The sequence below is a fragment of the Mycobacterium sp. genome, assembly GCF_008709575.1.
Lineage (GTDB): Bacteria > Actinomycetota > Actinomycetes > Mycobacteriales > Mycobacteriaceae > Mycobacterium.
In genome coordinates, this window is sequence record NZ_VYIK01000042.1 from 1 (window position 1) to 18,149 (window position 18,149).

Genomic DNA, 18,149 nt, shown 5'->3' on the forward strand with positions numbered 1-18,149 from the left:
CTCGACGGCAACCAGGCCGCGATCCGTGACGCCGTCGACGCCGGGCTGCTCGCCGGCGCGGTGACGCTGGTGTGGCACCGCGGCGAGGTGGTGCAGGCGGGTGAGATCGGGTACCGCGACGTCGACGCGGGCCTGCCGATGCGGCGCGACACGCTGTTTCGCATCGCCTCGATGACCAAACCCGTCACCGTGGCCGCAGCGATGAGCCTGGTCGACGAGGGCAAGCTGGCGCTGCGCGACCCGATCACGCGCTGGGCGCCGGAGTTCGCGGCGATGCGGGTGCTCGACGACCCGCACGCTCCGCTGGAGCGCACCGAACCCGCGCAGCGGGCGATCACCGTCGAGGACCTGATGACCCACCGCAGCGGCCTGGGCTACGGGTTCTCCGTGACGGGCCCGATCGCGCGCGCCTACCTGCGATTGCCCTACGGGCAGGGGCCGGACGCGTGGCTGGCCGCACTCGCCGCGTTGCCGCTGGTGCACCAGCCGGGCGCGCGGGTCACCTACGGTCAGGGCATCGACGTGCTGGGGGTGATCCTGTCGCGGATCGACGGCGCGCCGTTGCACCGGGTGCTCGACGAGCGCATCCTGGCGCCGCTGGGCATGCGCGACACCGGGTTCTTCGTGTCCGCGGCCGCCCGCGACCGCGCTGCCACCATGTACCGCCTCGACGAGGACGACCGGCTCAGAAACGACGTGATGGGCCCGCCCCGTTCGTCGCCGCCGCGGTTCTGCAACGCCGGGGGCGGGCTGTGGTCAACCGCCGACGACTACCTGCGGTTCGTCGAGATGCTGCTGCGCGACGGAACGGTCGCCGGGACGCGGGTGCTGTCGCCGGAGTCCGCGCGGGCGATGCGCACGGATCGTCTCACGCCGCAGCAGAAGCGGCAGCCCTTCCTGGGCGCGCCGTTCTGGGTCGGCCGCGGGTTCGGGCTGAACCTGTCGGTGGTGACCGATCCGGCGCAGTCGACCCCGCTGTTCGGGCCCGGCGGCCTTGGCACGTTCGGTTGGCCGGGCGCCTACGGGACGTGGTGGCAGGCCGACCCGGCCGCCGAGCTCATCCTGCTGTACCTGGTGCAGAATCATCCGGTGCTGTCCACCGACGCCGCCGCCGCGGTCGCCGGCACCACGTCGCAAGCCAGGCTGCGGGCGGTGCAACCGGCGTTCGTCCACGCCACCTACCGCGCGCTGGGACTGTAGACGAGGTTAGGGGTTGCCCGGAGTCGGCCCGGTGCCGAGGTTCACGCCACCCGGGTCGAGTCTGCCGGGATCCAGCAGGCCGAGGTCCGGCGGTGCGAGCCCAGGCTTGGGCAGCTCGCTCGGGGCGGGTGATGCGGGAGTGAATCCCTGCACGTCGGGGGCCATGCCTTCGATACTGCCCAAAAGCCCGGTGAGATCCTGCTGGCTGAATCCGCCCAGTTCCGAGCCGGCGGGCCGCACCGCGGGCACCTCGACGCTCGGCAGCTCGGGCGCTGCCGGGAACGCGACTATGGCGCTGGCGCCTGCGATCGCGGCACCAGCGATGAGGTATGGGCGCAAAGCGAACCGCATGGCCGTCTCCGTTGCTGGTCGCCGGCTTTGACGGCTTTCAAAACTGGCGTCTTGAGTATAGCTGAGCACGCGCTGAGAAACAATGAGCGTGCGTGCGGGCGTCGCCCGCGCCTACCGGATGATGGCCGGCATCGCCGCGACGACCGAGTCCGTCACCCGACCGTCGCCGCGCGCCTCGGCGACGGCCTGCCGGCTCGCGGCTATCCGTTTCACCGCGGCCTCGGTGAACACCGACAGGCCCAGTTCGGGGTCGTAGCCGTGGATCTCCTTCACGTCGACCTCGGCGAGGAAGTACAGGATCTGCTTGGAGATCACCTGACCCGGCACCAGCACCGGGAAGCCGGGCGGGTAGGGCACCACGAACGTGGTCGACACCAGGGTTTTGCCCTCGGCGAGACGCCGGCCCGCCTCACCCAGCAGCAGGTGTTCGCGGTCGGCTGGTTCGTACCCGGCGTAGAAGGCCGCCCGCATGTCGCCGATGGCGGCGCCGGCCGCGGGCCGGAACGCGCCGTCGAACTCGCTGAAGTCCGGCAGCGCCGGCAGATCCTCGGTGATCTCGGCAACCCGCCGCTGGTGCAGGGCGCGATCCTCCGCGCTGGCCCCGTGCTGGCTGCGCTCGAGGTCGGCGGCCACCCGGCGCAACACGTCGAGCAGGTAGTGCACGCTCGACCAGGTGACACCGATGGTGAAGATCAACAACACGCTGTTGATGGAGGTTTTGTTGATCTGGATCCCGAACCGCTCCATGAGGACTTTCTCGCGGAAGTCGTATCCGGTCATTCCGGTCTTGCCGATGAACAGGGTCACCCGGGTGGGGTCGAGCACGAACTCGTCGCAGCGCCAGGCCTCGTTCCACTCCGCCAGCGCGCCCTGGCGGACTTGACGGTAGGAGCTGACCGCTGCGGACCGGTACGCGTCGGGCACCAGGTCGGACTCGTCGAGAATGCGGAACCATCTGCTGATCAGCCGGTCCTTGCGGACCCGGTGGCGAAAGACCAGCGCCATGTTGTAGACGTGGCGCACCATCTCGAACCCCTCGATGTCGACCTGCCGGCGGGCCAGGTCCAGCGAGGCGAGCAGTTGCTGGTTGGGCGAGGTCGACGTGTGGGTCAAAAACGCCTCGTGGAACGTGTCGCGGGCCAGCGCGTTGAAATCCTGGTCGCGGATGTGGATCATCGAGGCCTGCCGAAGCGCCGACAGCGACTTGTGGGTGGAGTGGGTCACGTAGACCCGCACCCGCGCGCGGTCCGGGTCGGGCAGCAGCCGCTGGTCGAGCCACTGCTCGGGGTCGCCCCCGTCCCCCGAACCGGCCCCTGGTCCGGCTCCCGAACCGGCTAAAGCGGCGCGCCACTGCCGGTAGGTCGCCGCGTAGTGCGGCGACGACAGCATCGATTCGAGCTGCTCGGCAGCGATCATCGCGGTCCGTTGCCGGGTCCAGGGCACCGCGGTGGCGAACGCGTACCAGGCTTCGTCCCACAAAAAGCAGATGTCCGGCTTGATCGCCAGCACTTCCTCCATGACGCGGCGGGGGTTGTAGACCACGCCGTCGAACGTGCAGTTGGTCAGCAGCAGCATGCGCACCCGGTCCAGCTGTCCGGCCGCCTTGAGGTCGAGCAGCGCCTTCTTGATCGTGCGCAGCGGGACGGCCCCGTAGATCGCGTAGGGCTGCAGCGGATAGGCGTCCAGGTACAGCGGGTAGGCCCCGGCCAGCACCAGGCCGTAGTGGTGCGACTTGTGGCAGTTGCGGTCGATCAGCACGATGTCGCCCGGCCGGGTCAGCGCCTGCACGACGATCTTGTTGGCCGTCGAGGTGCCGTTGGTGACGAAATAGCTCCGGTTGGCGTTCCAGGTCACCGCGGCTTTGTCCATCGCCGCCTTGATGGTGCCGTGCGGGTCCAGCAGCGAGTCCAGCCCGCCCGACGTCGACGAGGTCTCGGCCATGAAGATGTTGCGGCCGTAGAACTCACCCATGTCCTGCAACGACTTCGAGTTGAAGATGCTGGCGCCGCGCGCGACGGGCAGCGCGTGGAACTGACCCACCGGCGCGGCCGCGTAGGCCCGCAGCGCGTCGAAGAACGGGGTGGCGAAGCGGTTGCGGATACCGGCGAGCACGGTGCTGTACAGGTCGGTGACGTCGTTGAGCCGGTAGAAGGTGCGATCGTAGACGTCGAACTCGTCGTCGGTCTCCGCGGCGGCGATCGACTCGTCGGTGAGCAGGTAGAGGTCGATGTGGGGCCGCAGTTCGCGGATCCACTGACCGCATTCCACCCAGGCGTCGGTGCGGTCGCCGGCCCTCGTGTCGTCGCTGTCACCGAGCAGCGCGGTCATCAACGGCGGCCGGTCGCGGGACCGCAGCGGCACATCGTGGCGGATGATCGCCGCCTGGATCTCGCCGTTCAACGCGACCGCGGTGATGGCGTCCTCGATGCTGGGCATGACGAGCAGTTCGAACTGCACCTCCTCGGCCGGGTCCCGAAGCGCCCGCAGGCTTTCGGCCAGGCTCTCCGGCGCGTGCTCGGGGAAGTCGTCGGCGAGCACGACGGTGTAGAACTGTTGCCGTTTGGCGCGCGCCACCAGCTCCTGGTCGGCCAGCGGCGCCGACGTGTCGAACAACGCGGTGCGGTCGCCGTACTCGCAGAGCAGCCGCACCGCCAGCGTCACCTCGGCGGCCAGCCGCCGGACCACGCCGTCGGCGAGATATTTGCGGAACCGCGCCAGGTTCTTCGCGCCGGGGTACAGCCAGTACCGTTCGTAGGCGTTGAGCCGATTGAGCAGGCGCCGCACCTGGGCCGCCTCATGGCTGGTGTCCAGCCCGGCGCGGCTGACTTCGGCGAGTTGCTGGCACGCGTCGTCGAGCAGGTTCCAGGTGTCGACGCGCGAGTACGACGGGTTCGCCACGGCCGCCAGCGCGGAAACCCGGAGCCGTCGTGGTCGCTCGTCGTGGTGCTGCATGTCGCTAGGGTGTCTCGTGTCCGGCCGCGCGCACCGCGTGCGCGGCCGCGCGGATCTGCGGCGCAACGAGCATAACCTGGCCCAGCAGCCCGTTGACGAACCCGGGTGACTCGTCGGTGGAGAGCTCCTTGGCCAGCTGCACGGCCTCGTCGACGGCGACCGGCTCGGGCACGTCGTCGGCGTAGAGCAGCTCCCACACCGCGACCCGCAGGATGGCGCGGTCCACCGCGGGCAGCCGCTGCAGTGTCCAGCCCTGCAGATGCGCCGCGATCAGGTCGTCGATCTGAGCGCCGTGCGCCCCGACCCCCCGGGCGACCGTCTCGGTGTAGGGGTGCAGCGGCGCCACCCGGGAATTCGCGGCGGCCAGCGCGGCTCGCGCCTCGACCGCCTCGACCGGGGTCAGGCCGCGGGCCTCAGCCTCGAACAGCACGTCCACCGCGCGCTTGCGGGCCTGATGGCGCCCCTTAACGGCCCTGACGGCCATCGTCAGGCCCGCCCCAGGTAGCTGCCGTCGCGCGAGTCGACCTTGAGCTTGTCGCCGGTGTTGATGAACAGCGGCACGTTGATCTGGGCACCGGTCTGCAGCGTCGCCGGCTTGGTCCCGGCGCTGGAGCGGTCACCCTGCAGACCCGGCTCGGTGTGGGTGACCTCGAGCTCGACGGTCACCGGCAGCTCGATGTAGAGCGGCGACCCGTCGTGAAACGCGATCTGCACCGGCATGCCCTCCAGCAGGAACCGGGCCGCGTCCCCGACCAGCGACTCCGGCAGGGTGTGCTGTTCGTAGTCTTCGCTGTCCATGAACACGAAGTCGGAGCCGTCGCGGTAGAGGTAGGTGCTGTCGCGGCGGTCCACGGTGGCGGTTTCCACCTTCACGCCCGCGTTGTAGGTCTTGTCCACCACCTTGCCCGACACCACGTTCTTCAGCTTGGTGCGCACAAACGCCGGTCCCTTGCCGGGTTTGACATGCTGGAATTCGACGATCTGCCATAGCTGGCCGTCGATCACCAGCACCAGTCCGTTCTTGAAGTCGGCAGTGGATGCCACAGTCGCGCGTCTCCTAAAGGATGGCCAGTTCCCTGGGGAACCGGGTCAGTGATTCCGGGCCCTGCCCGGCGGACTCGGCGGGGACGACCAGCGTGTCCTCGATGCGGACACCGCCGCGGTCGGGCAGGTAGACACCGGGCTCCACGGTCACCACCGAGCCCGCCCGTAGTGTACCGGCGGCCGTCGGCCCGATCCCCGGCGCTTCGTGGACAGCCAGCCCCACGCCGTGTCCCAGGCCGTGCCCGAAGTGCCCGCCGTGGCCCGCGTCGGCGATCACGGCGCGCGCGGCGGCGTCCACCTCGGCCAGCGGAGTGCCCGGCCGCAGCGCGTCCCGCCCGGCTTGCGCCGCGGCGGCGACCAGCTCGTAGATCTCCCGCTGCCAGCCGGACGGACGGCCCAGCACGAACGTGCGGGTCATGTCGGAGTGATACCCGCCGACCCGCGCGCCGAAGTCGATCTTGACCAAGTCGCCGGCGGCGAGCACCGCGTCGCCCGCCCGGTGATGCGGGACCGCCGAGTTGGCCCCGGCGGCCACGATGGTCGCGAAGGACGCCCCGTCGGCGCCGTGGTCGAGCATCAGCGCCTCGAGGTCGCGGCCCACCTCGCGCTCGGTCCGGCCGGGTCGCAGCCCGCCGCGCTCTACCAGGTCGGTCAGCGCGGCGTCGGCCGCCGCGCACGCCGACTGCAGCAACGCCCGTTCCTCGGGGTCTTTGACCTCGCGCAGGGCTTCCACCGTGCCCGGGGCGCGGACCAGCTCGACGCTGCCCGCGGCGCCGGCCAGTGCGTCGAACCCGTCCACGGTGACGACGTGGCTCTCAAATCCCAGCCGGTGCACGCCGGCGCCCGCGGCCCACCCGGCCAGCCGGCGCCCGCAGGCCCGCTCGATCACCAGCTGCAGGTCGGGCGCCTGCCGGGCAGCCTGGGTGCGGTAGCGGTCGTCGGTGGCCAGCACCGCGTCCCGCTCGTCGGCGAACACCAGCAGCGCCGCGTTGGACCCGGTGAACCCGGACAGATAGCGCACGTTGAGCAGGTCGGTGACCAGCATCGCGTCCAGCCCGGCGGCGCGGATCCGGGCACTCAGATCGGCTCGCCGGCCCGAATGCCTCACACCCCGTCACGCTACTCGCTACGCTGTGGCCCCATGACTAACTGGAGGCTGCGCGGCCTGGTCTTCGCCGCTGCGATGGTCGTTGTCCGCCTGTTCCAGGGCGCCCTGATCAACGCGTTTCCGACGCAGGCCGGCGTGATCAGCATGACGCTGATCGCGATGTTCACCGCCGGCGTGCTGGTGTGGGGCGTGCTCGACGGCCTCGCCGACGCCAGGGCGAACCCGGACCCGGACCGCCGCAACGACCTGGCCATGACGTGGTTGCTGGCCGGCCTGGTGGCCGGGGTACTCAGCGGCGCGGTCACCTGGCTGATCGCGCTGTTCTACAAAGGGCTCTATGTCGGTGGGCTGATCAACGAGCTCACCACGTTCGCCTCGTTCACCGCGCTGTTGGTGTTTCTGGCCGGCATCGGCGGGGCGGCGATCGGGCGCTGGCGGATCGACCGCAATCCGGCTGCGGCCCGGCACGGGGGCGAGGAGCGTGTCGACACCGACGTGTTCGCCGCGGTGAGCACCGGGGCCGGGCAGGCCGCGGCGGCCACGCCGACCGTGTCTGACGAGCCCACCGCGGTGCTTCCCGCCTACAGCGAGGAAGTGACCGGGGCGATCCCGACCGTCGAGGCGGACACCGAGCAGACCCGGCCGGCCCCCGAGTCGGAGGAGGGTTAACGCTCCAGCGCGGCTAGGTAGCGCAGCGCGAGCAGATACCCCTGCACACCCAGACCGACGATCACCCCGGTGGCGATCGGGCTCAGATACGAATGGCGCCGAAACTCCTCGCGCGCATAGACATTGGACAGGTGCACCTCGATCAGCGGGGCGCTGAGCTCCGCGCACGCGTCACGCAGCGGGACCGACGTGTGGGTGAGCCCGCCGGCGTTGAGGATCACCGGCTCCCCGGCGTCGGCGGCAGCGTGAATCCACTCCAGCAGCTGCGCTTCACTGTCGCTTTGCCGCACCAGCACGTCGAGTCCCAGGTCGGCGGCTTCGCGTTCGATCATCGCGCGCAGCTCGTCATGGGTGGCGCGGCCGTAGACGTCGGGTTCGCGTCGGCCCAGCCGGCCCAGATTGGGCCCGTTGACCACGTTCACCCGGGTCACGGCGCAGCCACCTGCGTGTAGGCCGCCGCCAGCAGCGCCGGGTCGGGTCCGACCAGCCGGCCCGGCTTGGCCAGCCCGTCGAGCACGACGAACCGCAGCACCCCGGCCCGGGTTTTCTTGTCACCGGCCATGGACTCCAGTAGTTCGGGGAACGCGCCCGGGTCGTAGCCGACCGGCAGGCCCAGCGACGTCAGGATGGCGCGGTGCCGGTCGGCGGTGGCGTCGTCCAGGCGCCCGGTCAACCGGCCCAGCTCGGCGGCGAACACCAGGCCGACCGAGACCGCTGCGCCGTGCCGCCACAGGTAGTGCTCCCGCCGCTCGATCGCGTGTCCCAGGGTGTGCCCGTAGTTGAGGATCTCGCGCAGCTGCGACTCCTTCTCGTCGGCCGCGACCACCTCGGCCTTGACGGTGACCGCCCGCCGGATCAGCTCGGGCAGCACGTCGCCGCCGGGGTCGAGCGCCGCCGCCGGGTCGGCTTCGATCCGCTCGAGGATCACCGGGTCGGCGATGAATCCGGCCTTGACGACTTCGGCCATCCCGTCGACGAGTGCGGTGCGCGGCAACGTCTGCAGCAGGGCCAGATCCGCCAGCACCGCCAACGGCTGGTGGAACGCCCCGACCAGGTTCTTGCCGGCGTCGGTGTTGATGCCGGTTTTGCCGCCGATCGCGGCGTCGACCATCGCCAGCAGCGTGGTGGGCACGTGCACGATCGGCACTCCGCGCAGCCAGGTCGCCGCGGCGAATCCCGCGACGTCGGTGGCTGCCCCGCCGCCCAGGCTGACCAGCGCGTCTTTGCGACCGATTCCGATGCGGCCCAACACTTCCCAGATGTACCCCAGCACCGGCAGGGTCTTACCGGCTTCGGCGTCGGGGATTTCGATGCGGTGCGCGTCGATGCGTCTGCCCGCCAGCCGGTCCCGGATCGCCTCGGCGGTCGCGGCCAGCGCCGGCTGGTGCAGGATCGCGACCCGATGCCGGCCGGCGAGTAGCTTGTCGAGCTCGGCCAGCAGCCCGGTGCCGATCCGCACCGGGTAGGGCGGATCGACGGCCACCTGCACGGTGTGCGGCGGGCGTGGACGGGTCATGGGCCCGCCTCGCCGGGGCGGGCGGCGGCCAGCCCGGCCGTCCCGGAGCCGGGGTCGGCCAGCCGGGAGAGGATCTGGCGGACGACGGCGCCGGGATTGCGGCGGTTGGCGTTCACCCGGATCGTGGCGACCCGCCGGTACAGCGGAACCCGCTGCGCCATCAGCGCGCGGTACTTTTCGGCGCGGTCGCCGCCGGCCAGCAGCGGCCGGGCTGTGCCGCCGCCGGTGCGCCGCACCCCTTCGGCGGCGCTGATCTGCAGGAAGACGACGGTGTGGCCGGCCAGCGCGGCCCGCACCCCCGGCGTGGTGACGGCGCCGCCGCCCAGCGACAGGACGCCGTCATGCTCGTCGAGTGCCCGGCGCACCACCTCTTCCTCGATGCGGCGGAACTCCTGCTCCCCGTCGGTGGCGAAGATCTCGGCGATGCGCCGGCCGGTCTGCGCCTCGATGACCGCGTCGGTGTCGAGCATGCCGACGCCGAGCGCGTGGGCCAGCCGTCGCCCGATCGTGGACTTGCCCGAGCCGGGCAGTCCCACCAGTACGGCCCTGGGCGCCATCGCGGTCAGCCCCGGGCCCGGGCCTGGGTGCCCGGGTGTTGCTCGGCGATCGCGCACCGGTAGGCCTCGACGTTGCGGCGGGTCTCCGCCAGCGAATCGCCGCCGAACTTCTCCAGCGCCGCGCGGGCCAGCACCAGCGCCACCATGGTCTCGACCACCACCGCCGCGGCCGGCACCGCGCAGACGTCGGAGCGTTGGTTGATGGCGACGGCGGCCTCGCCGGTGGCCAGGTCGACGGTGGCCAACGCCCGCGGCACGGTCGAGATCGGCTTCATCGCGGCCCGCACCCGCAGCGGCTGGCCGTTGGTCATGCCGCCTTCCAGTCCGCCGGCCCGGTTGGTCGAGCGCCCGACCCCGTCGGGCCCCGGATACATCTCGTCGTGGGCGCGGCTGCCGCGCCGGCGCGCGGTGTCGAACCCGTCGCCGATCTCCACGCCCTTGATCGCCGGGATGCCCATCACCGCCGCGGCGAGCTGGCTGTCGAGCCGGTTCTCGCCGCTGGTGAACGACCCCAGCCCGACCGGCAGGCCCACCGCGACGGCTTCGACCACCCCGCCGAGGGTGTCGCCGTCTTTCTTGGCGGCTTCGATCTCGGCGATCATCGCGGCTTCCGCCGCCTTGCCGAAGGCGCGCACCGGGCTGGCGTCGATGGCGGGCAGGTCCCCGGGCGCCGGGAGCGGCCCGTCGTAGGGCGCCGACGCCCCGATCGAGATGACGTGGGAGAGCACCTCGACGCCGAGCGCCTGCCGCAGGAACAGCCGGGCGACGGTCCCGGCGGCGACCCGGGCGGCGGTCTCGCGGGCGCTGGCCCGCTCCAGCACCGGGCGGGCGTCGTCGAAGCCGTACTTGAGCATGCCGGCGTAGTCGGCGTGGCCGGGCCGGGGCCGGGTCAGCGGCGCGTTGCGGGCGACCTCCAGCCGGGCCGGGTCGACCGGGTCGGGGGCCATCACGTCGGCCCACTTGGGCCATTCGGTGTTGGCGATCTCGATGGCGATCGGCCCGCCCAGCGTGCGGCCGTGCCGCACCCCGGCGAGCAGGCTGACCTCGTCGCGCTCGAAACTCATCCGGGCGCCGCGGCCGTAGCCCAGCCGGCGTCGGGCCAACTGCCCGGCGATGTCATCGGAGGTGACCTCCACCCCGGCGACCATGCCTTCCAGCACGGCCACCAGCGCGCGGCCGTGGGATTCCCCGGCAGTGGTCCAGCGCAACACGGGTCCTATCTTCCCACGTGGGGCCCGGCTGGCAGCAGCCCTTCGCTGCGGACCGGGCACCAACGGGAGGTCTGCGTCCTCCCGCCCGTGCCTGACGCATCAATATGACTGCTCTTGAGGCATTTATTAGACATAAAATTGCTATACGATTAATCAGTGACTAGGCGTACAACTATCGATATCGATGATGCGCTGCTGGCCGATGCGCAGGCCGTGCTCGGTACCACCGGCCTGAAGGACACGGTTCATGCCGCCTTGCGGGCGGCGGTGCGCCAGGCGGGGCGTGCTCGGCTCGCCGCGCGAATCGCTTCGGGTGCGGGTATCGATCGGTCCGAGGCGCTACTGGCGCAGACCCGTCCTGCGCGGTGACACTGTTCTGCGTCGATACGAGCGCGTGGCATCACGCGGGGAGACCGGAAGTCGCGAAGCGATGGTTAGCGGTCTTGTCGGCGAACCAGGTCGGTATCTGTGACCAGGTGCGGCTGGAAATTCTTTACTCGGCAAGGTCGGCCGCCGACTACGACGCACTCGCCGACGAACTCGACAGCTTGGCCCGGATCCCGATCGACACCGACACCTTCGCCCGCGCATACCAAGTCCAGCGTGAGCTTGCCCACGCCGGCGGTCTGCATCACCGCAGCGTCAAGATCGCCGACCTGATCATCGCGGCGGCGGCCGAACTCTCGGGGACGGTCTTGTGGCACTACGACGAGGACTACGACCGGGTCGCGGGGGTCACCGGTCAGCGCACGGAGTGGATCGTGCCCCGCGGAAGCCTGTAGCAGTGTCCCGACGTGGCCGATAATGAGTCACCACAGCGCCAGCGCGAGCGCCGCCGCGCTGGCCAGGCACATCGACGGGCCGTGCGGCACCCGGCGCACGCCGCCTGCCAGGGCGACGGTGCCGACCACCGCGGTGAGCAGCGGCGCGCCCAGCGCCGCCAGCAGCCACACGTCGACGCCGACGCCGCCGGTCAGCGCGCCCAGGCCCAGCGCCAGCTTGACGTCGCCGGCGCCCAGCGCGGCCGGCGCGCCCAGGTGCACCAGCAGATACACCCCGCCCAGCGCCGCGGCGCCGGCCAGCGCCGGCCACCCGCGCCCGCCCACCGCCGCGCCCACCAGCATCGCCACCGCGCCCGGCAGCGTGAGCCAGTTGGGCAGCCGCCGCTGCGCGACGTCGTAGCCGCTCAGCGCGGCCATCCACACCACCACAGCCCCCACCAGCATGTCGGGCAGGCTAGCCCGGCGCCGCCACAGCGCAAGTCATCGCCGCTCGCGGCGCCGGCAGCCCGGTGAAGAGCTCCACCTGGGCGAACGCCTGATGCAGCAGCATCTGCAGCCCGCTGATCACCCGGCCGCCCGCCGCGGTGACCGCCGCGGCCAGCGGCGTCGGCCAGGGGTCGTAGATCGCGTCCAACACCACCGGCACGTGTGCCAGGGTCGCGGCGTAGCGGGCCGCCACCTCGGCCGGCAACGTGTTGACCAGGACCGCCGCCCCGGCGACCGCGTCCGCCAGCGCCGCGCCGTCCAGCTCGCAGAACCGGACCGCCGCCCCGACCCGACGGCCCAGCTCCAGCACCGGCGCGGCCCGGTGCGGGTTGCGGGCGACGATCGTGATCGCCCGAACACCCAGCTCGGCCAGCCCCATCACGGCCGCCGGGGCGGTGCCGCCGGACCCGGTGACGATCGCCGCACCCGAGACCGGGCCCAGCGCGCCGGTCACCCCGTCGATGTCGGTGTTGTCGGCCCGCCAGCCGCGCGGGGTCCGCACCAGGGTGTTGGCGGCGCCCACCAATTCGGCGCGGGCGGTGCGCTCGTCGGCGAAGGCCAGCGCCGCGAACTTGCCCGGCTTGGTTACCGACACCCCGACCCACGCCGGCCCGAACCCGCCGACCACCGCGGGCAGCTCCTCGGCGCCGCAGTCGATGCGGTCGTAGGTCCAGTCGTGCAGGCCCAGCGCGCGGTAGGCGGCCAGATGCAATTGCGGGGAGCGGGAATGCGCGATCGGACGGCCCAGCACCGCCGCTTTGCGGGCGGGCCCGCTACCGGGCGCTGTCGAGGACACCGTTGCGCTTGGCCACCTCGATGTTCTCCAGGTGCTGTTGGTAGTTCCGGGTGAACAGCGTGGTGCCCTGCGGGTCGATGGTGACGAAGTACAGCCAGTCGCCGGGCTCGGGATGTTCGGCGGCCAGCAGCGCCTCGGTGCCCGGCGAGCAGATCGGCGTGGCCGGAAGCCCGGCGCGCACGTAGGTGTTCCACGGTGTCGGCGCCTCGCGGTCGGCGTCGGTGGTCGCCACTTCGCGCCGGTCCAGCGGATAGTTCACCGTGGAGTCCAACTCCAGCGGGCGATGCGCGGCCAACCGGTTGTAGATGACCCGGGCGACCTTGGGGAAATCGCGCGGCTTGGCTTCGCCCTGCACCAGCGAGGCCACCACCAACACGTCGTAGGGCGACATGTGCATGTCCTGGGCGGTGTCGATGAGCCCGGACTTGGCGTATTCGGCGGCGCTGGTGCTGATCAGCGTGGCCAGGATCTTCTGCGGTGAGCCCGACGGGTTGACGTTGAACGTTCCCGGCGCGATCAATCCCTCGATCCGGCGGTGATCGTTGCCCATCCGCAGCACCGGCTCGAGGGCCCAGCCGGGCACCTCCAGCAGGGTCGGCGGCGTGGTGCCGGCCGCCGCCCGCAGGTCCCGCACCGACGCGCAGTGCCGGTCGCCGTTGAGGGTGACGCAGGTGGCCGCGGAGATCAGGCTGAAGATCCCCGGCGTCACCGTGTTGGTCTGCACGTCGGTGGTGTCGTCGAGCTGGCGTCCCTCCGGGATCACCAGCCGGCCCACCCGGTTGTTGGGATCGGCGAGCCGCTGCACCGCCGCGGCCGCCGAGCTTTCGGTGCGCATCTGGTAGTAGCCGGGCTGGATCGCCGAAATCTTCGCGTTGCCTTGAGCCGCTTCGATAAACGCCTTCACGGTGCGGACCACGTTGTGGTCTTGCAGGGTCTCTCCGATCGCGGTGGTGGAGTCTCCGGAGCGGATCTGGATCACGACGTCGCTCTTGCCGTTGCCGCGGTAGTCGTTTTGCGCGCTCAGGGTGTGCCACAGTTTGGCGCCGACGAACACCGCCGCCACCACCACGGCCACGAACACCGTCGTGACCAGCCGGATCAGCCGGCGACGCCGCCGGCGGAGCCGCAGGGCGCGCCTGCGCTCGGCGCGGGTCTGCGCGCGGCGGCGGGGCGGCCCGACCGCCACGGGTAGGGCCCGCTCGCGGCCGGTGCCCTCACCCATCGTCGACCTCCGCGGCCAGTGTGACGCGACGTTGATCGAGCCAGTCTTGCAGAATCGCCACCGCCGCCGCCTGGTCGATCACCCGGCGCTGGCCCTTGGACCGCATCCCGGTGTCGCGCAGCAACCGCTGCGCCACGACGGTGGTCAGCCGTTCGTCGGCCAGCCGCACCGGAACCGGTGCGATCCGGCGGGCCAGAGTCTCGGCCAGCCCGATCGCGTCGCGGGCGGACGCTCCCGTGCGATCGGCCAGGGTGCGCGGCAGCCCGACGACGACCTCGACGGCACCCAGGTCGGCCACCAGCTCGGCCAGCCGGCGCAGATGCGCGCCGCCGCGGTCGCGGCGGACGGTTTCCACCGGGGTGGCGAGGATGGCGTCGGGATCGCTGGCGGCCACCCCGATGCGCACGCTGCCCACGTCGACGCCGAGGCGGCGTCCGCGCCCGGGGTCGTCCCCGCCGGGACGGTCGGGCCGGCGGTGCCCGAAGCGATCCAACCCCGCGGTGTCCACTCAGCCGACCCGCGCTATCGCCGCGCGGAGCGCCTCGAGCGCGGCGTCGATGCCCGACGGGTTCTTGCCGGAGCCCTGCGCCAGGTCGGCCTTCCCGCCGCCGCGGCCGTCGACGGCGACCGCGAGCGTCTTGACCAGATCGTTGGCGCGCAGCCCGAGATCCTGGGCCGCCGGGTTGACGGCCACCACGTAGGGCACGGTGCCGTTCTCGCCGTCGGCGATCAGCGCGACGACGGCCGCCTCGGCCCCGAGCCGGCCGCGAATGTCGCCGACCAGCGAGCGCAGGTCGGCCGGCGTCATACCGGCCGCCATCCGCTGAGCCACCACGCGCACAGCGCCGATGCGCTGCGCCCCGGCCGCGGCGTTGACCGCGGCCGCCCGGGCGGTGGCCAGCCTGGCGCGTTCGAGTTCCTTCTCGGCGGCGCGCAGCCGCTCCACCAGGGTGGCCACCCGGGCGGGCACTTCCTCAGACGGCACCTTCAGCGACGACGCCAGCCCGGCCATCAGCGCCCGCTCCTTGGCCAGGTGCCGAAACGACTCCAGCCCGACGTAGGCCTCCACCCGGCGCACCCCCGAACCCACCGACGACTCCCCCAGGATCGTCACCGGGCCGATCTGCGCCGAGCGGTGCACATGGGTGCCGCCGCACAGCTCCAGCGAGAACGGCCCGCCGATCTCGACGACGCGCACCTGGTCGGGATAGCTCTCCCCGAACAGCGCCAGCGCGCCCATCGCCTTGGCCGCATCGAGCTGCTCGGTGAAGGTGTGCACCTCGAAGTCGGCCTGCACGGCTTCGTTGGTCACCTCTTCGATCTGGGTGCGCTGCTGCTCGGTCAACGGTCCCTGCCAGTTGAAGTCGAAACGCAGGTACCCCGGCCGGTTCAGGGAGCCGGCCTGAACCGCGCCCGGGCCCAGCACTTGGCGCAGCGCCGCGTGCACCAGGTGGGTGCCCGAATGCCCTTGGGTGGCGCCTTTGCGCCAGCCCGGATCGACCGCGGCGACCACCGTGTCGCCCTCGACGAATTCGCCGGACTCCACGGTGACCCGGTGTACCCACAGGGTGTGGGCGATCTTCTGCACGTCGGTGACCGCCGCCCGGGCAACCTCGCCGGCGCCGGTGCCGCTGATCGTCCCGACGTCGGCCACCTGCCCGCCCGATTCGGCGTAGAGCGGGGTGCGGTCCAGGACGAGTTCGATCCGATGCGCACCGTCGCTGCCGTGCGAGACCACCGGAACCCGCTTGCCATCCACGAAGATTCCCAAAAGCTTTGCCTGCGAAGTCAATTCGTCGAAACCGGTGAACTCGGTGGGTCCCGCGTCGACCAGCTCGCGGTAGGCCGAGAGGTCGGCGTGGGCGTGTTTGCGCGCGGCGGCGTCGGCCTTGGCGCGGCGGCGCTGCTGCGCCATCAGTTCGCGGAACCCGATTTCGTCGACCTGCAGGCCGGCTTCGGACGCCATCTCCAGGGTGAGCTCGATCGGGAAGCCGTAGGTGTCGTGCAGTGTGAACGCGTCCGATCCGGGCACGACGGAGGCGCCGGAGGCCTTGGCGGACCTGGCGATGTCGACGAACAGCTTCGAGCCCGACGCGAGCGTGCGGTTGAACGCGGTCTCCTCGGCGACCGCGATGCGCTGGATCCGATCGAAGTCGGCGACCAGTTCGGGGTACGACGGCCCCATCGCGTCGCGCACGCATGCCATGAGCTCGCCGACGACGGGGCCGTCGATGTCGAGCAGTTTGGCCGAGCGGATCACCCGCCGCAGCAGCCGGCGCAGCACATAGCCGCGCCCGTCGTTGCCGGGGCTGACCCCGTCGCCGATCAGGATCGCCGCGGTGCGGCTGTGGTCGGCGATGATCCGGTAGCGCACGTCGTCGTCGTGGTTGCCGGCGTCGTACGGGCGCGGCGCCCGGGCGGCGACCGTGTCGATGACCGGCCGCAAAAGATCGGTCTCGTAGACGTTGTGCACACCCTGCAGCACGAACGCGACCCGTTCGACACCCATGCCGGTGTCGATGTTCTTGCGCGGCAGCGGCCCCAGGATCTCGAAGTCGGTCTTGGTGGCGCCTTCGCCGCGTTCGCTTTGCATGAACACCAGGTTCCACAGCTCGACGTAGCGGTCTTCGTTGGCGATCGGGCCGCCGCCGACGCCGAATTCGGGTCCGCGGTCGTAGTAGATCTCCGAGGACGGCCCGCACGGCCCGGGAATGCCCATCGACCAGTAGTTGTCTTCCATGCCGCGGCGCTGGATGCGTTCGGCCGGCAGCCCGGCGATCTCCTGCCACAGCCGCAAGGCTTCGTCGTCCTCGAAATAGACTGTGGCCCATATTCTTTCCGGATCAAGTCCGTACCCGCCGGCGGCGACGTCGGTGGTCAGCAGGCTCCAGGCCAGCTCGATGGCGCCCTGTTTGAAATAGTCGCCGAACGAGAAATTGCCGGCCATCTGAAAAAAAGTGTTGTGGCGGGTGGTGATCCCGACTTCCTCGATGTCGGGGGTGCGGATACATTTCTGGATGCTGGTGGCCCTCGGGTATGGCGGGGTGCGCTGCCCGAGGAAGTACGGCACGAACTGCACCATGCCGGCGTTGACGAACAACAGGTTGGGGTCGTCGAGGATCACCGAGGCACTCGGCACCTCGGTGTGACCCGCCTTCACGAAATGATCCAGGAATCGCTTCCTGATCTCGTGTGTTTGCACCTTTTCGCTTCCTTATTGCCGACCGCACCACAGTACCGGGGCGGTGCCGTCAACCCCCGTCAACCGTCGACGAAGCTGAGCCGGACCGACCGCCGCGGGTTGTCCCGGTTGAGGTCGACGAGCACCACGCTCTGCCAGGTCCCCAGCAACGGTTCACCGGCCACCACCGGCACCGTCACCGACGGCGCCACCAACGCCGGCAACAGATGGTCGGCGCCGTGGCCGGGCGATCCGTGCGCGTGCCGGTAGCGGCCGTCGCGGGGCAACAGCCGTTCCAGCGCGTCGATGAGGTCCTCTTCGGAACCGGAGCCGGTTTCGATGATCGCGACCGCCGCGGTGGCGTGCGGGACGAACACGTTGCACAGGCCATCTCTGCCCGAGCCGTGGGAGGCGCAAAACGCCCGCACCGCGCCGGTCAGATCGACGATGCGACGACGTGCGGTGTCCACCTTGAGCACATCGGTCTGCACGGTATCTAGCCTACGTGGCATTGCCGCGCGGGCCCGTGGGGAGAGGATGGACCTACCGGGGTGGCACCGCGGCGCCGTCGACGCCGCAGCGCATCACGATGCGTCGAAGTTATCATGTGTGCGTGCGCACGACCGTGGATCTTCCCGGCGATCTGCATCAGCAGCTACGGGCAATCGCGCACGATACGCATCGCACGCTGAGCGAGACGGTCGCCGACCTGCTCCGGCGCGGATTGGATCAGGGCCGGGCCGGCGAGGTTTCCCGGAGCGCCAAGACGGGGTTGCCCGTGGTACGCATCGGCACCGTGGTGACATCAGAAGATGTCCGCTCCTTAGCAGACTCCTCAGCGGACTCCTCAGCGGACTCCTTAGCGGACGAGGAATGACGACGCTGCTCGACGCCAATGTTCTGGTCGCGCTGGCAATAGCCGATCACGTCCATCATGAACCTCTCGTTCGCCGACGTCATGCGTATCTGGCGCAGCTCGCCCGCAGACACCACGGTCGACTGGCCACCTTGGACCAGGGGCTCGCGGAGCTGCACAGCGACGTTGCTGAACTCGTGGCGACTCTGTAAGAGGTC

20 protein-coding genes and 1 pseudogene are annotated in these 18,149 nt (G+C 71.0%); 6 read left to right on the plus strand and 15 right to left on the minus strand.

Annotated elements, in window-relative coordinates:
* Window positions 1-1,200: serine hydrolase (locus F6Q13_RS10915; RefSeq protein WP_293056206.1), on the plus strand; the 1,200-nt coding region annotated here is incomplete at its 5' end.
* 6 nt (window positions 1,201-1,206) lie between these two features.
* On the opposite strand, the gene F6Q13_RS10920 is transcribed toward F6Q13_RS10915, so the two are convergent.
* From F6Q13_RS10920 to F6Q13_RS10940, 5 genes are all read right to left on the minus strand, one after another.
* Entirely contained in the window at window positions 1,207-1,551 is a 345-nt protein-coding gene (locus tag F6Q13_RS10920) for a hypothetical protein (protein WP_293056208.1), read from the minus strand.
* 111 nt (window positions 1,552-1,662) lie between these two features.
* Window positions 1,663-4,503 carry an aminotransferase class I/II-fold pyridoxal phosphate-dependent enzyme gene (locus F6Q13_RS10925; RefSeq protein WP_367141276.1) on the minus strand — a complete coding sequence of 947 codons (2,841 nt, stop codon included), beginning with the start codon at window positions 4,501-4,503 and terminating at the stop codon, window positions 1,663-1,665.
* A 4-nt stretch (window positions 4,504-4,507) separates the two neighbouring features.
* Window positions 4,508-4,987 carry a transcription antitermination factor NusB gene (gene nusB, locus F6Q13_RS10930; protein WP_293056210.1) on the minus strand — a complete coding sequence of 160 codons (480 nt, stop codon included), beginning with the start codon at window positions 4,985-4,987 and terminating at the stop codon, window positions 4,508-4,510.
* 2 nt (window positions 4,988-4,989) lie between these two features.
* Window positions 4,990-5,547 (minus strand): elongation factor P, encoded by a 558-nt coding sequence (gene efp / locus F6Q13_RS10935; protein ID WP_293056212.1) that lies wholly within the window; start codon window positions 5,545-5,547, stop codon window positions 4,990-4,992.
* A gap of 13 nt (window positions 5,548-5,560) precedes the next feature.
* Entirely contained in the window at window positions 5,561-6,655 is a 1,095-nt protein-coding gene (locus tag F6Q13_RS10940) for a Xaa-Pro peptidase family protein (RefSeq protein ID WP_293056214.1), read from the minus strand.
* A 33-nt stretch (window positions 6,656-6,688) separates the two neighbouring features.
* Here F6Q13_RS10940 and F6Q13_RS10945 point away from each other — a divergent pair, with 33 nt between their 5' ends.
* A complete protein-coding gene (locus F6Q13_RS10945; protein WP_293056216.1) occupies window positions 6,689-7,324 on the plus strand; it encodes a B-4DMT family transporter in 636 nt (211 codons plus the stop codon).
* Here the strand turns inward: F6Q13_RS10945 and aroQ are convergent.
* From aroQ to aroC, 4 genes are read right to left on the minus strand one after another with little or no spacing between them, the layout of a single operon-like run.
* A complete protein-coding gene (gene aroQ, locus F6Q13_RS10950) occupies window positions 7,321-7,755 on the minus strand; it encodes a type II 3-dehydroquinate dehydratase (protein ID WP_293056219.1) in 435 nt (144 codons plus the stop codon). The genes F6Q13_RS10945 and aroQ overlap by 4 nt on opposite strands.
* The gene (gene aroB, locus F6Q13_RS10955) at window positions 7,752-8,840 is read right to left on the minus strand and encodes a 3-dehydroquinate synthase (RefSeq protein WP_293056221.1); all 1,089 of its coding nucleotides are present in this window, start codon (window positions 8,838-8,840) and stop codon (window positions 7,752-7,754) included. The genes aroQ and aroB overlap by 4 nt, the downstream gene beginning before the upstream one ends.
* Window positions 8,837-9,397, minus strand: coding sequence for a shikimate kinase (locus F6Q13_RS10960; RefSeq protein ID WP_293056223.1), 561 nt, complete (start codon window positions 9,395-9,397; stop codon window positions 8,837-8,839). The genes aroB and F6Q13_RS10960 overlap by 4 nt, the downstream gene beginning before the upstream one ends.
* A 5-nt stretch (window positions 9,398-9,402) precedes the next feature.
* Window positions 9,403-10,608 (minus strand): chorismate synthase, encoded by a 1,206-nt coding sequence (gene aroC / locus F6Q13_RS10965; RefSeq protein ID WP_293056225.1) that lies wholly within the window; start codon window positions 10,606-10,608, stop codon window positions 9,403-9,405.
* A gap of 126 nt (window positions 10,609-10,734) precedes the next feature.
* On the opposite strand from aroC, the pseudogene F6Q13_RS10970 reads away from it, so the two are divergent.
* Both F6Q13_RS10970 and F6Q13_RS10975 read left to right on the plus strand, forming a co-directional pair.
* Window positions 10,735-10,977: pseudogene (locus F6Q13_RS10970) on the plus strand (type II toxin-antitoxin system VapB family antitoxin); the annotation flags it as partial.
* Window positions 10,974-11,390 carry a PIN domain nuclease gene (locus F6Q13_RS10975; protein WP_293056227.1) on the plus strand — a complete coding sequence of 139 codons (417 nt, stop codon included), beginning with the start codon at window positions 10,974-10,976 and terminating at the stop codon, window positions 11,388-11,390. The pseudogene F6Q13_RS10970 and the gene F6Q13_RS10975, both read left to right, overlap by 4 nt.
* 27 nt (window positions 11,391-11,417) lie before the next feature.
* Here F6Q13_RS10975 and F6Q13_RS10980 read toward each other — a convergent pair whose 3' ends face one another.
* The 6 genes from F6Q13_RS10980 to F6Q13_RS11005 are packed head-to-tail and all read right to left on the minus strand — an operon-like array spanning window position 11,418 to window position 17,554.
* Complete coding sequence (locus tag F6Q13_RS10980) at window positions 11,418-11,834, minus strand: A24 family peptidase (RefSeq protein ID WP_293056229.1); 417 nt, start codon at window positions 11,832-11,834, stop codon at window positions 11,418-11,420.
* Between the two features lie 10 nt (window positions 11,835-11,844).
* On the minus strand, window positions 11,845-12,672 hold the full coding sequence (locus F6Q13_RS10985) for a shikimate dehydrogenase (RefSeq protein WP_293056231.1): 828 nt from the start codon (window positions 12,670-12,672) through the stop codon (window positions 11,845-11,847).
* Window positions 12,650-13,894 carry an endolytic transglycosylase MltG gene (gene mltG, locus F6Q13_RS10990; protein WP_293056233.1) on the minus strand — a complete coding sequence of 415 codons (1,245 nt, stop codon included), beginning with the start codon at window positions 13,892-13,894 and terminating at the stop codon, window positions 12,650-12,652. The genes F6Q13_RS10985 and mltG overlap by 23 nt, the downstream gene beginning before the upstream one ends.
* On the minus strand, window positions 13,887-14,387 hold the full coding sequence (gene ruvX / locus F6Q13_RS10995; RefSeq protein WP_293056279.1) for a Holliday junction resolvase RuvX: 501 nt from the start codon (window positions 14,385-14,387) through the stop codon (window positions 13,887-13,889). The genes mltG and ruvX overlap by 8 nt, the downstream gene beginning before the upstream one ends.
* Before the next feature lie 15 nt (window positions 14,388-14,402).
* Window positions 14,403-17,096: an alanine--tRNA ligase gene (alaS, locus tag F6Q13_RS11000; RefSeq protein WP_293056235.1), complete on the minus strand. Its 2,694-nt coding sequence runs from the start codon at window positions 17,094-17,096 to the stop codon at window positions 14,403-14,405.
* 59 nt (window positions 17,097-17,155) lie between these two features.
* Window positions 17,156-17,554 carry a secondary thiamine-phosphate synthase enzyme YjbQ gene (locus F6Q13_RS11005; RefSeq protein WP_293056282.1) on the minus strand — a complete coding sequence of 133 codons (399 nt, stop codon included), beginning with the start codon at window positions 17,552-17,554 and terminating at the stop codon, window positions 17,156-17,158.
* Between the two features lie 134 nt (window positions 17,555-17,688).
* Between F6Q13_RS11005 and F6Q13_RS11010 the strand changes: the two genes are divergently transcribed.
* Window positions 17,689-17,952: an antitoxin gene (locus tag F6Q13_RS11010; protein WP_293056237.1), complete on the plus strand. Its 264-nt coding sequence runs from the start codon at window positions 17,689-17,691 to the stop codon at window positions 17,950-17,952.
* Window positions 17,949-18,143: a hypothetical protein gene (locus F6Q13_RS11015; RefSeq protein WP_293056239.1), complete on the plus strand. Its 195-nt coding sequence runs from the start codon at window positions 17,949-17,951 to the stop codon at window positions 18,141-18,143. The genes F6Q13_RS11010 and F6Q13_RS11015 overlap by 4 nt, the downstream gene beginning before the upstream one ends.
* Window positions 18,144-18,149: the final 6 nt, after the last annotated feature.